10 protein-coding genes are annotated in these 14,009 nt (G+C 67.1%); 3 read left to right on the top strand and 7 right to left on the bottom strand.

Going from position 1 to position 14,009, the window contains the following annotated elements; all coding sequences use genetic code 11:
• The first annotated feature begins 19 nt into the window (after positions 1-19).
• Positions 20-430 carry a post-PEP-CTERM-1 domain-containing protein gene (locus HGB41_RS11090; protein WP_171084195.1) on the top strand — a complete coding sequence of 137 codons (411 nt, stop codon included), beginning with the start codon at positions 20-22 and terminating at the stop codon, positions 428-430.
• On the top strand, positions 417-1,871 hold the full coding sequence (locus tag HGB41_RS11095; protein WP_171084197.1) for a PA domain-containing protein: 1,455 nt from the start codon (positions 417-419) through the stop codon (positions 1,869-1,871). The genes HGB41_RS11090 and HGB41_RS11095 overlap by 14 nt, the downstream gene beginning before the upstream one ends.
• A 76-nt stretch (positions 1,872-1,947) precedes the next feature.
• Here HGB41_RS11095 and ppa read toward each other — a convergent pair whose 3' ends face one another.
• The 5 genes from ppa to hemC form a co-directional block, all read right to left on the bottom strand.
• Positions 1,948-2,487 carry an inorganic diphosphatase gene (gene ppa / locus HGB41_RS11100; protein WP_171084200.1) on the bottom strand — a complete coding sequence of 180 codons (540 nt, stop codon included), beginning with the start codon at positions 2,485-2,487 and terminating at the stop codon, positions 1,948-1,950.
• Between the two features lie 250 nt (positions 2,488-2,737).
• Positions 2,738-3,934, bottom strand: coding sequence for a heme biosynthesis protein HemY (locus tag HGB41_RS11105; RefSeq protein ID WP_171084202.1), 1,197 nt, complete (start codon positions 3,932-3,934; stop codon positions 2,738-2,740).
• A gap of 1 nt (position 3,935) precedes the next feature.
• Positions 3,936-5,045, bottom strand: a complete 1,110-nt coding sequence (locus tag HGB41_RS11110) for a uroporphyrinogen-III C-methyltransferase (RefSeq protein WP_171084203.1) — start codon at positions 5,043-5,045, stop codon at positions 3,936-3,938.
• Positions 5,042-5,815 carry a uroporphyrinogen-III synthase gene (locus HGB41_RS11115; protein ID WP_171084863.1) on the bottom strand — a complete coding sequence of 258 codons (774 nt, stop codon included), beginning with the start codon at positions 5,813-5,815 and terminating at the stop codon, positions 5,042-5,044. Before HGB41_RS11115 ends, HGB41_RS11110 begins: the two co-directional genes overlap by 4 nt.
• On the bottom strand, positions 5,808-6,836 hold the full coding sequence (gene hemC, locus HGB41_RS11120) for a hydroxymethylbilane synthase (RefSeq protein ID WP_171084867.1): 1,029 nt from the start codon (positions 6,834-6,836) through the stop codon (positions 5,808-5,810). Before hemC ends, HGB41_RS11115 begins: the two co-directional genes overlap by 8 nt.
• Before the next feature lie 118 nt (positions 6,837-6,954).
• On the opposite strand from hemC, the gene ppc reads away from it, so the two are divergent.
• A complete protein-coding gene (ppc, locus tag HGB41_RS11125; protein WP_171084206.1) occupies positions 6,955-9,759 on the top strand; it encodes a phosphoenolpyruvate carboxylase in 2,805 nt (934 codons plus the stop codon).
• A 207-nt stretch (positions 9,760-9,966) separates the two neighbouring features.
• Here the strand turns inward: ppc and HGB41_RS11130 are convergent, their stop codons facing one another.
• Both HGB41_RS11130 and HGB41_RS23825 read right to left on the bottom strand, forming a co-directional pair.
• On the bottom strand, positions 9,967-12,153 hold the full coding sequence (locus HGB41_RS11130; protein WP_171084208.1) for a family 10 glycosylhydrolase: 2,187 nt from the start codon (positions 12,151-12,153) through the stop codon (positions 9,967-9,969).
• Positions 12,154-12,395: 242 nt separating this feature from the next.
• Entirely contained in the window at positions 12,396-14,000 is a 1,605-nt protein-coding gene (locus HGB41_RS23825; RefSeq protein WP_171084210.1) for a methyl-accepting chemotaxis protein, read from the bottom strand.
• Positions 14,001-14,009 lie beyond the last annotated feature (9 nt).

Consider the following 14,009-nt stretch of genomic DNA (forward strand, 5'->3'; position numbering starts at 1 on the left):
CCGTCCTCAGGAGACTGACATGCCCATCTTCACACTGATGCTCTTCCTGCCGCTGGCCGCGCTGGCGCTGCCGGCCGCTGCCTCCCAGCAGGACCCGGCCCCCGCGTCCGAGCAGGGAATGGTCGTCGTGCGCGACGCCGAAACCGGCAAGTTGCGTGCCCCGACCCCGCTTGAGGCCCGCGCCCTGCAGCCGCGCCCGAGCGCATCCGCCGCCGCTGCCGCCGCGACCCCGCCCAAGATCGTCGTCGGTCCGGGCGGACGGCGTTCGGTACGCCTTGGCGAGCGCCACATGGTGTATTCGGTCGTGACGCGCGACAGCGACGGCAAGCTCGCCGGCCAGTGCGTCCACGGCACGCATGACGTCGACGGTGCCCTTGCCAAGCCGGCCCCCGCCACCAAGCCAGAGGAGCGCCGCCATGAAAGCCGTTAATTCCCTGCGCCGCATGGCGGCCGTGTTGGCGTCAAGCTTGGCGTCGACCCTGGCCTTCACGCTGGCCGGCGCCGGCGCCGCGCAGGCCGCCGCCAACATCGTCATCGTCAACCTGAACGCACCGGGCGTGGGCTTCAACGACCCGACGCCGGCCGCGCCGGTTGGCGGCAACCCCGGCACCACCCTGGGCGAACAGCGCCTGATCGCCTTCCAGCATGCCGCCGCCATCTGGGGCGCAACCCTCGACAGCAGCGTCACGATCCGGGTCGGCGCGGGCTTCGTCCCGCTGGCGTGCAACGCGGGCGGCGCGGTCCTCGGTTCGGCCGGCCCGACCGAAGCCTGGACCGATTTTCCCAACGCGCCGCGCCCCAGCACCTGGTATGTCGGCGCGCTGGCAGCCAAGCTGGCGGGCGAAGACCTGACCGCGCCGACCGACCCGCACATCATCGCGCGCTTCAACTCGCGGCTCGGCCTGTTCCCCGATTGCCTGCCGGGTTCCCCCTTCTACCTGGGACTGGACAACAACGCCGCCGGCCAGATCGACCTGGTCGCGGTGCTGCTGCACGAAATGGCGCACGGCCTCGGGTTCCTGTCGCTCACCGACGACGAGACGGGCGCGCTCTTCCTGGGACTGCCCTCGGAATGGGACTACCACCTGGTGGACAACCGCGACAACACGCCCTGGGTCGCCCTGACCGACGCCCAGCGCGCCTCCTCGGCCGTGAACTGGCGCGGGCTGTCGTGGAATGGTCCCAACGTGAATGCGGCCGTGCCCACGGTGCTGGCGCCGCGCTCGAACCTGGACATCGGCGGGGCCAATGCCGGCTCGGCCAGGGGCGACTACTACGTGGGCGACGCGTCCTTCGGCCCACCGCTGGGAACCACGCCGGTCAGCGGCCAGCTGATGCCGGTCGTCGACCAGGCCAATGGCGCCGGCCTGGCCTGCACGCCACTCAACGCCGCCAACGCTCTGGCGGTGCGCAACAATGTCGCCGTGGTCGACCGCGGCGCCTGCGACTTCACGCTCAAGGCGCGCAACGTGCAGGCCGCCGGCGCGATCGCCATGGTGGTGGTGGACAACGCGCCGGGCGACGTCATCGGGCTGAGCGGCGACGACCCCACGATCACGATCCCGGCGGTGCGGATCACGCTGTCGGATGGGGTCGCGATCAAGGCCGCACTGCAGCAGCGTTCGCGCAGCAAGTCGGGCGTGGTCGCCACCCTCGCCATCGACCCGTCGCAACTGGCCGGCACCGATACCCAGCGCCGCATCCTGATGTACACGCCCAGCATCTATTCGCCGGGTTCCTCGGTATCGCACTACACCACCGAAGCCAAGCCGAACCAGCTGATGGAGCCGTCGATCAACTCCGACCTGGAGCATGTGGTGACGCCGCCGCGCGACCTGAGCTTCCCGCTGCTGCAGGACATCGGCTGGTAAAGCTGCCTGATCGACAGTCGAAAAAAAACCGGCGTCCCCACGAGGGGCGCCGGTTTTTTCTTACGAGCGGAACAGCTTAGGCCTGGGCCTTGTTCTTGAACGCTGCCACGCCGGCGACGATCTCGGCCTGTGCGGCTTCCTTGTCGGCCCAGCCTTCGATCTTGACCCACTTGCCTGGCTCGAGATCCTTGTAGTGCTCGAAGAAGTGCTGGATCTGCTGCAGGCGCAGCTCTTCCACGTCGTCCAGCGACTGGATCTTCTTGTACATCGGCAGCACCTTCTCGACCGGCACCGCGATCACCTTGGCGTCGCCGCCGCCGTCATCGGTCATATTCAGCACGCCCAGCGCGCGGCAACGCACCACGACGCCCGGCGGCAGCGGGAACGGGGTGATGACCAGCACGTCGCACGGGTCGCCGTCGTCGGCGATGGTCTGCGGCACGTAGCCGTAGTTGCACGGGTAATGCATGGCGGTACCCATGAAGCGGTCAACGAAGATCGCGCCGCTGTCCTTGTCGACCTCGTACTTGACCGGGTCGGCGTTCATCGGGATTTCGATGATGACGTTGAAGTCGTTCGGCACGTCTTTGCCGGCTGGGACGTTATTCAGGCTCATGGATGTTCCTTGGTTACTGGGATTCGGTGAAAGTTTGACATTATAGCGAAAGGGGCATCGCGGTGTCGCATCGGGGTACCGTAGGGTGGGCGGGTTTTCCCGCCCGCGCGTTCAACCGGTGCGTGAACAATAGCGGCGTTCAACATTGACCGGATAACGACGCGTCATAAAATTCTGGCGCGATGATTCATGGTCCGGTTGAACGCGCGGGGTGATTTGGTCCAGTGGACCAAATCACGAGCCGCCCACCCTACAGGATGCTGGCCAGGGCGCACTGCCTGTAGTGATTCGCCGCTTCGGCCTCCTGCCCCAGCGCCTCATGCATCTGCGCCAGCTTCAGGTGCGCCTCGCGCACCATCGGCGCTTCGGTGGCGTCCGACAGTGCCCCTTCCAGGTAGCGCTGGGCCTTGCCCCACAGCTTCTGCTTGAGGCAGAGCGAGCCCAGGGTCAGCGCCAGTTCGGCGTCGCGCGGACGCTCCTTGAGCCAGGTTTCGCAATGCTCGATCTGGGTCAAGAGGGTCGGCGATCCGGCCGGGCCGGCTGCTTCGCGGTAGGCGCGCACCACGCGGTCGTCCCAGTTGGCGCGCAGCGCGTCTTCGGCGATGGCGCGTGCCTCGTCGTGCAGGCCGCGCGCATTGAAGGCGCCGGCGGCGCGCGCCGCGATATAGGGCACGGTGCGGTCCGGCGCGGGCACGCCGGCCCAGACGCGGCGGATCGATTCGGCGTCATGGCCCTCGGCGCCCAGCAGGGCCTCGTAGGCCAGCTCGCGCAGGCGGGTCGACAGCGCCGGATGCAGCGCCTTGCGCTTATCTAAAATGCGCACCAGGCGCAGCACCTCAGGCCAGTTGCGGGCCTGCTGGTTGGCTTTCATCGACCACTGCAGCGCGTGGATGTGGCGCTGGCCGCTGGCATTGAGTTCGGCCACCGCTTCCAGCGCGGCTTCCGGCTGGTGGTCGTCGACCAGCAGTTCGGTGACCGTCATCAGGCGTGCGGTTTTCAGCCCATTGTCGTGGGCGACGCCCGCCAGCCAGGCGTCGCGCCGGCTTGGTTCGCGCATGCGGTGGGCGGCACGGGCGCCGATCAGCGCGGCCAGGCCGGTGTTTTCCGGCAGCTCGGCGGCGCGCATGGCGGCTTTTTCGGCATGGCCGAAGCGGCCTTCGAACAGGGCCTTGAGCGCATCGCGCAAGCCCTTGTTGCCTTCACGCTCGCGCTTGCGCTGGCGGTAGGCGGCCACGCGCTGCGGCATCTTGCGGGTGGCGTTGAGTGCGCGCACCAGGCCGTAGGCGACCAGGAACAGCAGGGCCAGCAGCACCACGAACAGGTTGAGCGACATGTCGAGCCGGTGCGGCGGATAGAACAGCACCACGTTGCCCGGATTGAAGCGCGCCGTCACGGCGATGCCGATGGCCGTAGCCATCAGGGCGACTAACCAGAGAAGAAGCCGCATCTCAGCCCTTCGCCTTGTAGTTGCGCACCGCGTTCAGGCTCTCGGACAGGGTCGGCATCTCGATCGTCAGGTTATTCGCCTGCACCTGGCGCAACGCACTTTGCGCCGACTGGGTGGCGCGGGAGCGGGTGTCGAAATACTTGAGCATGATGTCCTGCGCGCTGTTCAGGTCGTCGCGGAAGGCCGCTTCGTTACGCGACAGCAGCGCCAGGCGCGCGTTCAGCAGGCGCAGCTTGAGGTTCTCGCGCACGAAGAAGGCTTCGCTCGGCGACAGCATCAGCGCTTCCGGCGTGTCGACGCTGCGCACGCGAACCAGCTGGCGCACGTCGTCCCACATCTCCTGGCTCCAGTTGCGCCAGGTCTGGGTGACGCGCTGGACCAGGGTCAGCGACTCCGGCAGGGTCGCCTTGGTGCGGGTGCTGCGCACCGGCGCGGCCGGCAGCAGCGGCTTTTCGTCGGACAGCATCGGCAGCGTGTCGACATGGGCGATCACGCCATCCAGGCGCAGCGCCACGCCGGCCAGGTCGACCGCCGGCATCGCCTTCAGGCGGTCGATGTCGGCGCCGATGGCGCGGCGGATGTTCAGGAATTGCGGCTTGTCCGAGCGCGACAGCGAACGGTCGGCATTCTGCAGCGCGATCAGGGCGCCCTGCACGTTACCGGCCAGCTGCAGCTGCTGGCTGGCGGTGCTCAAGACCTGTTCGATCTCGGCCAGCGCCCATTCGTCGCGGTTCTTCGACAGGTCCTGGTAGAGCTGCTCGAGCGCCAGGGTCTGGGTCTGGGCTTCGGACTGGCGGCTTTCCAGCACGCCGACCTTGATCTGCAATTCCTTGGCCGTGTCGGAGACCTCGCGCGCCAGCGCCGCGGTTTCGGCATTGACGGCATTGCCCTTCTGCAGGCTCTGCGCCATGTCCTTGCGTAGCGAATTGATGCGGCTGTGCGAACTCCAGGTCTGCAGGGCCAGCAGCACTGCGAGGATGGCGACCGCGGCCGGCAGCGGACGCTGCAGGGTCTGGAGCAGGCCCTGCCCGGTCGGAGCGCGCGGCGGCGCCTGCTGCACGACGACGTTGGCAGGAGGAATCGGTTCTGGATTGTTAGGCAATTCGTTCATTCGTGTGATTGTATCGCGGCAATTAAGCGGGCGTCGCCTGATCCGGTCAGCGTGATCCGCTGACACCCTAGCAAACGCGCCGTTTCTTCGATGCGCGCATGCGGAACGACCAGGTGCTGCGCCTGCAGGCGCTTCAATCCGTCAAGCGGATCGAGCTCCTGCACCAGCGCGGCCAGCCCGCGCAATGCTTCCGAACTCGTGATTATCCAGTCGTTCGGCTCCGCCAGCAAGGCGGAAAGCTGGCATGAGAGCTGATCATCCAGAACCGGCAGGCTGCGACGATAGGCGGCGACGGTATCGACCCGGGCCCCGGCGGCGCGCAGGCTGTCGGCCATCAGCTCGCGCCCGCTCTCGCCGCGCACGATCAGCACCCGGCGCCCGTTGAATTGCGCCAGGTCGAGGCTGGCCAGCAGGTGTTCCGAATCGGCGTTGGCAGGATCGGGCGGGCAATGGATGACCGCATTCTCCGAGGTGACGCCATGGCGTGCCAGCGCCGCGCGGCTGCCTTCGCCGACGACGCCGATCGCTACCCCCGCCGGCCAGGCCGCCAGGTGGGCAAAGGCGGCATCGACCGCATTCGGCGACACGAAGGCCACCAGGGCGTAATCCGCCAGTGCGGCCAGCGCGGCCTGCAGCGCCGACTGGTCCGCCAGGGGCGCGATCTCGAGCAATGGCAGCACGACCGGCCTGCGTCCTATGCCGGCGACGGCCTGCGCCAGCGCGCCTGCCTGGGCGCGCGGCCGGGTGATGACAACCGCCCGGTCAGGCATCCTGGCCGGTAGCGGAGGCCGCGTCAAGCGCTGCCGCCTCCTGCTTGCAGGCATCCAGGATCGCGTGCGCGTCCTGGGCTTCCAGCAGGATCGACACCTGCTCGCCGAGGAATTCCGGATGCTCCCACGAGCCGGCCACTTCGGCATGGGCGCTGCGCAGCCCGTCGGGCGTGGCGACCATGGCGCGCAGGCGCATGGCCGTGCCCTCGACGGTCGCAAAGGCGGCCAGCGGGATCTGGCAGCTGCCCCCGAAAATCTTCGACACCTTGCGCTCGGCCGCGACGGCGCGCGCGGTGGCGTCGTGGTTCAGCGGGGCCAGGACCGCGCGCAGGTCGACGCCGTCGCTGCGGGCGGCGCCCAGAATCTCGATCGCCATTGCGCCCTGCCCGGCCGCCGGCAGGCTGTCTTCCGGCTCGAGCACGGCGCGGATGCGTTCAGGCAGGCCGAGGCGGATCAATCCGGCCGCCGCCAGGATGATGGCGGCATATTCGCCGCGGTCGAGCTTACCCAGGCGGGTATCCAGGTTGCCGCGCAGCGGCTTGATGACGAGCTGCGGATAGCGCGTCGCGATCAGGGCCTGGCGGCGCAGGCTGCTGGTGCCGACAATGGCGCCCGGCGGCAGCTCGGCCAGGCTGGCGTAGTCGTTCGACACGAAAGCGTCGCGCGGGTCTTCGCGCTCGAGCACGGCGGCGAGCTCGAAGCCTTCCGGCAGGTCCATCGGCACGTCCTTGAGCGAGTGCACGGCGAGGTCGGCGCGGCCCTCGGCCATTGCCACTTCGAGTTCCTTGACGAACAGGCCCTTGCCGCCGACCTTGGACAGCGCACGGTCCAGGATCTGGTCGCCCCGTGTTGTCATTCCGAGAATTTCGACACTACACTGCGGATATAATTCGGCGAGGCGATCGCGCACATGCTCGGCCTGCCACATGGCCAGGCGGCTCTCGCGGGATGCGATAATCAGCTTCGCGGGCGCTTGCTGCGCCGTTTCAGTTGCATTCAACACGGATTCTTTCACTGTCATCTGGCCCACCAGGACGATGCCGGTACCTGGCCCTTGCATAAGATCATAAATTTTAGCATGGGCCCTCTTGCGGACGATGGCCAACCGCCATGGCACAATCAATTTAAATGTGGTCGATATGGATAATCCTGCTGCATCAGCAAACCCCGGCGCCTCCGCCAATGACAAGGACGCGCCGCTGAAAGAAGACATCCGCCTGCTTGGCCGCCTGCTCGGCGACGTGCTGCGCGACCAGGAAGGCATTGATGTCTTCGAGGTGGTCGAGACCATCCGCCAGACCGCGGTGCGCTTCCGCCGCGAAGACGACGCCGAGGCGGGCAAGGAGCTCACCGCCCTACTGCACAAGCTCACGCGCGACCAGACCATCTCGGTGGTGCGCGCGTTCTCGTATTTCTCGCACCTGGCCAACATCGCCGAAGACCAGCACCACATCCGCCGCCGCCGCGCCCACCTGCTGCGCGGCGCCGACCCGCGCCAGGGCAGCGTCGGCTACGCCCTGTGCAAGCTGCGCGACGCCGGCGTGCCGCAAGACCTGGTCGAGGGCTTCTTCAAGGATGCCCTGATCTCGCCGGTGCTCACCGCCCACCCGACCGAGGTGCAGCGCAAGAGCATCCTGGATGCGGAGCACGACATCGCGCGCCTGCTGGCCGAGCGCGACCGCGGCCTGACGCCCAAGGAGCTGCAGCGCAACGGGCAGCTGCTGCATGCGCGCATCGCCACCCTGTGGCAGACCCGCATGCTGCGCTACACCAAGCTGACCGTGGCCGACGAGATCGACAACGCGCTGTCTTACTACCGCATTACCTTCCTGCGCGAAGTGCCCGGCCTGTACGACGACATCGAAGCCGAGATCGCTGAACGCTACAAAGGCGCAGCGCCGCAGATCGGCGACGCCCAGTACCTGCAGATGGGCAGCTGGATCGGCGGCGACCGCGACGGCAACCCGAACGTCAACGCCGACACCATGCGCCACGCGCTGGTGCGCCAGTCCACCACCATCCTCGACTTCTACCTGGAAGAAGTGCACGCGCTGGGCGCCGAGCTGTCCACCTCCACGCTGATGGTCGAAGTCACGCCGGCGATGCAGGCGCTGGCCGACGGGTCCACCGATTCCTCGCCCCACCGCAGCGACGAACCCTACCGCCGCGCCCTGATCGGCATCTATGCGCGGCTGGCCGCCACCGCGCGCGAACTGGGTGTCGACCACATCCTGCGCAAGGAAGTCGGGCACGCCCCGCCCTATCTCGACGCCGGCCTGTTCGCCGCCGACCTCGAGGTCATCGCCGACTCGCTGCGCGCCAACCATGGCGCCGTGCTGGTCGAGCCGCGCCTGTCGGGCCTGAAGCGCGCCGCGCGCATCTTCGGCTTCCACCTGGCTTCGCTCGACATGCGCCAGAGCTCGGACGTGCACGAGCGCGTGCTGGCCGAGGTGTTCGCGCGTGCCGGCGTCGAAGCCGACTATGCCGGGCTCGACGAAGCGCGCAAGGTAGCGCTCCTGCAGTCGGAACTGGCGCAGCCGCGTCCCCTGTACTTGCCCTTTGAGGCCTATTCGGACGAGACCAATGGCGAACTGGCGATCCTGCGCACCGCGCGCGAGATCCGCCTGCGCTACGGCAGCCGCGCGATCCGCAACTACATCATCTCGCATACCGAGACGGTGTCCGACCTGCTGGAAGTGCTGCTGCTGCAGAAGGAAACCGGCCTGATGCGCGCATCCGCGGGCGGCTGCGACGTCATGGTGATCCCGCTGTTCGAGACCATCCCCGACCTGCAGCGCGCCGCCGGCATCATGGACGAATGGATGTCGCTGCCGCTGGTGGAAAGCGTGATCGATAAGCAGGGCCGCCTGCAGGAAGTCATGCTCGGCTATTCGGACTCGAACAAGGACGGCGGCTTCCTCACCTCGAACTGGGAGTTGTACCAGGCCGAACTCAAACTTGTCGACGTATTCGCGGCAAAGAAGGTCAAGCTGCGCCTGTTCCACGGACGCGGCGGCACCGTCGGCCGCGGCGGCGGCCCGAGCTATGACGCGATTCGCGCCCAGCCGCCGGGCACCGTCAACGGCCAGATCCGCCTGACCGAACAGGGCGAGATCATCGCCTCGAAGTTCTCGAACCCCGAGATCGGCCGGCGCAACCTGGAGCTGCTGGTGGCCGCCACCCTGGAAGCGAGCCTGAGCCCGCGCGCAGCGGACGACGCGAGTAATGCACAGCTGGCCCGTTTCGAAGCCGTGATGGCGGAGCTGTCCGAACGGGCCTACCGGGCCTACCGCAACCTGGTCTACGAGACGCCCGGCTTTACGGACTACTTTTTCGAAGGCACGCCGATCGCCGAGATCGCGGAGCTGAACCTGGGCTCGCGCCCGGCCTCGCGCAAGTCGACGCGCCGCATCGAAGACCTGCGCGCGATTCCCTGGGGCTTCTCCTGGGGCCAGTGCCGCCTGCTGCTGCCGGGCTGGTACGGTTTCGGCGCCGCCGTCGCCGGCTGGCTGGCAGAGGGCGAGCAAGAGGACCGCTTGGCGCAGCTGCGCACGATGTTCAACGAGTGGCCCTTCTTCGCCACCCTGCTGTCGAACATGGACATGGTGCTGGCCAAGACCGACCTCGCGATCGCGTCACGCTACGCTGGCCTGGTGGCGGACGTGGCGCTGCGCGAGCGGATCTTCCGCCGTATCACGGCCGAGCATGGCGAGACCTTGCGCTGCCTGGAAGCGATCACCGGGACCAGCGAACGGCTGGTGGGCAACCCGCTGCTGGCGCGCTCGATCCAGAACCGCTTCGCCTACCTCGATCCGCTGAACCACCTGCAGGTCGAGCTGATCCACCGCCGCCGCTCGCTGGGCGACAACGCGGATCCGCGGGTGCACCGGGGGATTCACTTGTCGATCAATGGGGTGGCTGCGGGGTTGCGGAATACGGGATAGACCTAGCGTGGGCGGGGTAACTTCGGACAATGCCCTAATGCCGATCACTTAAGAGCCGTCGCTTACCCGTAGGGTGGGCAATTCGTAATTCAGGGCATTGCCCTGAATTACCTTGCCCACGCGTTCAAATTACGGTGCTGCAGCCCGTTCGCTGGTTTACATTGCACCTATCACCGCGTGGGCGGGAAGACCCGCCCACCCTACAGATTAGGTACACGCCCCCAGCACACTCCCCTTCTTCAAATGCGCCTTCACCGCATTCGGCGACACGCAGACCTGGGTCGACGGATTGCTGCTGCTCCCCGTCTTGTGGCACACCAGCACCTTGCCGTCACCGCAGCGCGCGTCGATCACCGGCACGGTCACCGTGGCCGCAGCGAAGCAGCCCTCAGGGCTTGTGGCCTGCGCGGTGAAGCTGAAGGTCCCCGCACCGGTCGGCGCAAAGGTCGTCACGGCGCCTGAAGTCGACGACAGGCCGCCCGCCGGGCTCCAGGCGAAGGTAGAAGCGCCAGCCGCATCGCTCGCCGTGAGCTGCACGCTCTGCGGCCCGTACCCCAGCGTGATCGTGTTGGCCGGCAGCCCGGTCGCCTCTCCCTCGCCCGCAACAACGCTGATCGCCGGCTGCGGAACATGCCCTTCCACCTGCACGGCCGCTTCGCCGCTGGCGCTGTTGCCGCCCTTGTCGACGGCATTCAAGACCACCTTCTGCGCGCCAATGTCGGAGCACGAGAAGCTGGTGCGCGATGCGCTCAGCGATTCGATACTCCAGTTGTCGCTCGTGCCGCCATCGAGCTGCCCCGGCGTGACCGAGGCCGTGCCATTGGCCAGCGCCAGCGCGACATCGCGCGTACGCACCACGGGCGCCTCGAAATCGTTGCTGACCGTGTTCGCACGCGGGCTCTCGACGCTCAGGCGGTTCAGGGCCGTGACCGTGTAGTAGTAATACTGGCCGTTCGCGCCCGCGTCGGCGAAGCTGGTGGTGGCGGTGTCGGTCACGCCGAGCAGGTTGGTCGGCGATTCGAGGTCCATCTCGCGCTGCTGCGAGCGATAGATGGCGTACTTGCGGGTCTTTTCGAATTCGTCCGCGCTGTCCTGCGCCGGCGCCCACGCCAGCTGCACTACATTGTCGCTGCTGCCCGCCACCAGCTGCGCCGGTGCGCCGGGCGCCTGCAAACCTTTCCAGCCCATCACCGGCAGCAGCGCCGGACGCGCATAGGTGCTGTTCTTGAGCGAGGTCCGGTAGCCCAGCACGTCGCCCTGCAGGAAGGCGTGGCGGAAGTGGATCTGGCCCGAAATGTTCGCGTGCGCGCGGTTCATCGCGATCTGGTTGTTGACCTGGTTCGCATCAAGCCAGCCGGCAGTGTTCATCTTGTAGTCGGCCAGGCCGATGTACATGTGGCGCTCGTAGGCATTGTCGTTCCACCATGGCACCAGCAGCTTGTAGTCCGAGCCCGCCTGGCCGATGTACCAGTAGACCTGCGGCACCAGGTAATCGACCCAGCCCTGCTGGATCCACTTGCGGCTGTCGGCGAACATGCTGCTGTAGTGCTGCGAGGCGCCGCTCGAGGTCGGCGAGCCGATGGCCGGATCGGTGCTGCTGCGGTAGATGCCCGAGGGCGAGACGCCGAACTTCACCCACGGCTTCACGGCGCGGATGCTGTCGTTCACACGCGCGATCAGCATGTTGACGTTATCGCGGCGCCAGTCGGCGCGCCCAACTGTCGTATTCGGGAAGCCGCGCGGATCAAGGTTGTAGGCCTCGTCGTCGAGGATGGTGCCGGCCGGGTAGAAATAGTCGTCGAAGTGGATGCCGTCGACGTCGTAGCGGTTGACGATCTCCATGATCACGTTCACCACGTGGTCGCGCACTTGCGGCAGGCCCGGGTTCAGGATCTTCACGGTGCCGACGGTCAGCATCCATTCCGGGTGCGTGCGCGACACGTGGTTGGCCGCGTATTGCGCGGTATTGCCCTGGTTGGCCACGGTGGCCACCGCGCGGTAGGGATTGATCCAGGCGTGGAACTCCATGCCGCGCTTGCGGGTTTCATCGATCGCGTAGGCCAGCGGGTCCCAGGCCGGGGATGGCGCACTGCCCTGGTTGTTGGTCAGGTAGTAGGACCACGGCTCGTAGCTGCTCGGGTACATGGCGTCGGCCTGGCTGCGCACCTGCAGGAAGGCGGCGTTCATGCCGGTGGCCTTGTTGTGGTCGAGGATGAGCTTGAGCGCGGCCTGCTGCTGTGCCGGGGTCTGGGTCCGGTTCGGCCAGTCCAGGCTCAGGTGGGTGCTGATCCATACGCCGCGCATCTCGCGCTTCGGTGACACCGTCTGGGCGTCGGCATGGGACATGGAAGCGACGAGCATCGCGGCTGCCGCTGCAAGCAAAAGTTTTTTCATGTTGTGGATTTTTTGCGGGTTGAGTGAACGCCCCAAGCAGCCGGGAACGCTGGCGGCGCGCTGGTGGCAATGCGCGGCGCCTCTCCAAGCACCGATATATTGTCATCCGCAAAAAAGGGTACGCCCGAGCAATTTTGACAACCAATGAATTTCAAGTTGTCCGGCATAACCCGGATGCATGGCGGCATCCGGGTTATGCCCCTGGCGGGCAAAAACGAAGAGAAGCGACGCTGCTGGAACGTTCAGCGCAAGGCCAACGCCAAGGCCCCTGTGGCGACTGCAGGGCGCGCCGCCGCGGCGCCGCCAGGGGAAGCGCCCAGATTGAACACGCCCACCAGAGTAGCCAGCTTCTCGGCCTGCACCTGCAGCGACTCCGCCGCGGCCGCCGCCTCCTCTACCAGTGCGGCATTCTGTTGCGTGGCCGCGTCGATCTCGCCGATCGCCTGGTTGACCTGCCCGATGCCAGCTTCCTGCTCACGGCTGGCCGCGCTGATCTCGGACATGATGTCGCTCACGCGCTGCACGCCCGCCACCACCTCGTGCATGGTGCTGCCGGCCTGCCCGACCAGACGGTTGCCTTCGCCCACGGTGCCGGTGGTGGAGTCGATCAGGACCTTGATCTCCTTGGCTGCGGAATTCGAACGCTGCGCCAGCGCGCGCACTTCGCTGGCGACGACGGCGAAGCCCCTGCCCTGCTCGCCCGCACGCGCGGCTTCCACCGCGGCGTTCAGCGCCAGGATATTGGTCTGGAAGGCGATGCCTTCGATGACGCCGATGATGTCGCCGATCTTGCGCGAGGCTTCGTCGATGGCGCCCATGGTCTGCACCACCTGGTCCACCACGGCGCCGCCGCGGGTCGCCACTTCGGTGGCCGACGCCGCCAGCTGGCTGGCCTGGCGCGCATTGTCGGCATTCTGGCGCACGGTGGCCGTGAGCTCTTCCATCGACGAGGCGGTTTCCTCGAGCGAGCTGGCCTGGGTTTCGGTGCGGCGCGACAGGTCAAGATTGCCGGCGGCGATTTCCTGCGAGGCGGTGCCGATCGAATCGGTGCCATCGCGCACCGAGCTGACGATCCCGTGCAGGCTGGTGCGCATGGCCTCGAGCGCGCGGCGCAGGCGCCCCGTTTCGGTATGGTCTGCCGGCGACGTGGCATCCGTATCGCCGGCCAGGTTGCCCTGCGCGATGCGGTCGGCAAACACGATGGCGTCTTCGAGCGGACGCACGATGCCGCGGATCAGGAAGTAGCCCATGGCGATGGTAGCGATCATCGCCGCCAGGGCAACGAGCATGATGCGTTGCGAGCCCGAACTCACCACCGCATCGCCCTCGGCGCGCACGGCGTCCGAGTCCTTTTCAATCAGTTCGCTCAAGGCGCCCATCGTGCCTTCGAGCTTGCGGAAACCATCCATGAAGCCGCCAAACGCCTGGCGCGCCCCGGCCTGGTCGGCCCCGGCCTGGGACACGATCGCCGCGGCGCTCTTCAAGTAGGCGTCGACATCCGGACGCACCTTGTCGACGGCGGCCTTGACGGCGGCGTTGGTCGCCTGGGCGTCGAGCGCGGCGAGTGTCTTGTTGAAGGTGGCGGCATGCTCGTCGGCGTCGCGCTTTGCCGCGGCCTGTTCTTCCGGCGTGGCAGCCATCAGTGCAGCCAGCACGTCGGCACGCAACGCGTCGTGCATCATATCGGCCTGCATCTGGTCGCGCAGCGCGGAACCGTTGACGCTGATCGCATCCATCGAGCGGTCGAGCGACTGCACCGACAGGTAGCCGATCAGACCGACCAGGCTGCAAAATACGAGGGTCACGACATAGGACAGGCGCAGCTGGTGCTTGATGCTCAGTTTCATCGCAAGCTC

It is taken from the genome of Telluria aromaticivorans, assembly GCF_013003915.1.
Lineage (GTDB): Bacteria > Pseudomonadota > Gammaproteobacteria > Burkholderiales > Burkholderiaceae_D > Telluria > Telluria aromaticivorans.

Bases quoted from the DNA above. Each gene is read 5' to 3' on its own strand.
- ppa (WP_171084200.1), bottom strand. From the start codon at position 2,487: ATGAGCCTGAATAACGTCCCAGCCGGCAAAGACGTGCCGAACGACTTC.
- HGB41_RS11095 (WP_171084197.1), top strand. From the start codon at position 417: ATGAAAGCCGTTAATTCCCTGCGCCGCATGGCGGCCGTGTTGGCGTCA.
- ppc (WP_171084206.1), top strand. From the start codon at position 6,955: ATGGATAATCCTGCTGCATCAGCAAACCCCGGCGCCTCCGCCAATGAC.
- HGB41_RS11130 (WP_171084208.1), bottom strand. From the start codon at position 12,153: ATGAAAAAACTTTTGCTTGCAGCGGCAGCCGCGATGCTCGTCGCTTCC.
- HGB41_RS11105 (WP_171084202.1), bottom strand. From the start codon at position 3,934: ATGCGGCTTCTTCTCTGGTTAGTCGCCCTGATGGCTACGGCCATCGGC.
- hemC (WP_171084867.1), bottom strand. From the start codon at position 6,836: ATGACAGTGAAAGAATCCGTGTTGAATGCAACTGAAACGGCGCAGCAA.
- HGB41_RS11090 (WP_171084195.1), top strand. From the start codon at position 20: ATGCCCATCTTCACACTGATGCTCTTCCTGCCGCTGGCCGCGCTGGCG.
- HGB41_RS11110 (WP_171084203.1), bottom strand. From the start codon at position 5,045: ATGAACGAATTGCCTAACAATCCAGAACCGATTCCTCCTGCCAACGTC.
- HGB41_RS23825 (WP_171084210.1), bottom strand. From the start codon at position 14,000: ATGAAACTGAGCATCAAGCACCAGCTGCGCCTGTCCTATGTCGTGACC.
- HGB41_RS11115 (WP_171084863.1), bottom strand. From the start codon at position 5,815: ATGCCTGACCGGGCGGTTGTCATCACCCGGCCGCGCGCCCAGGCAGGC.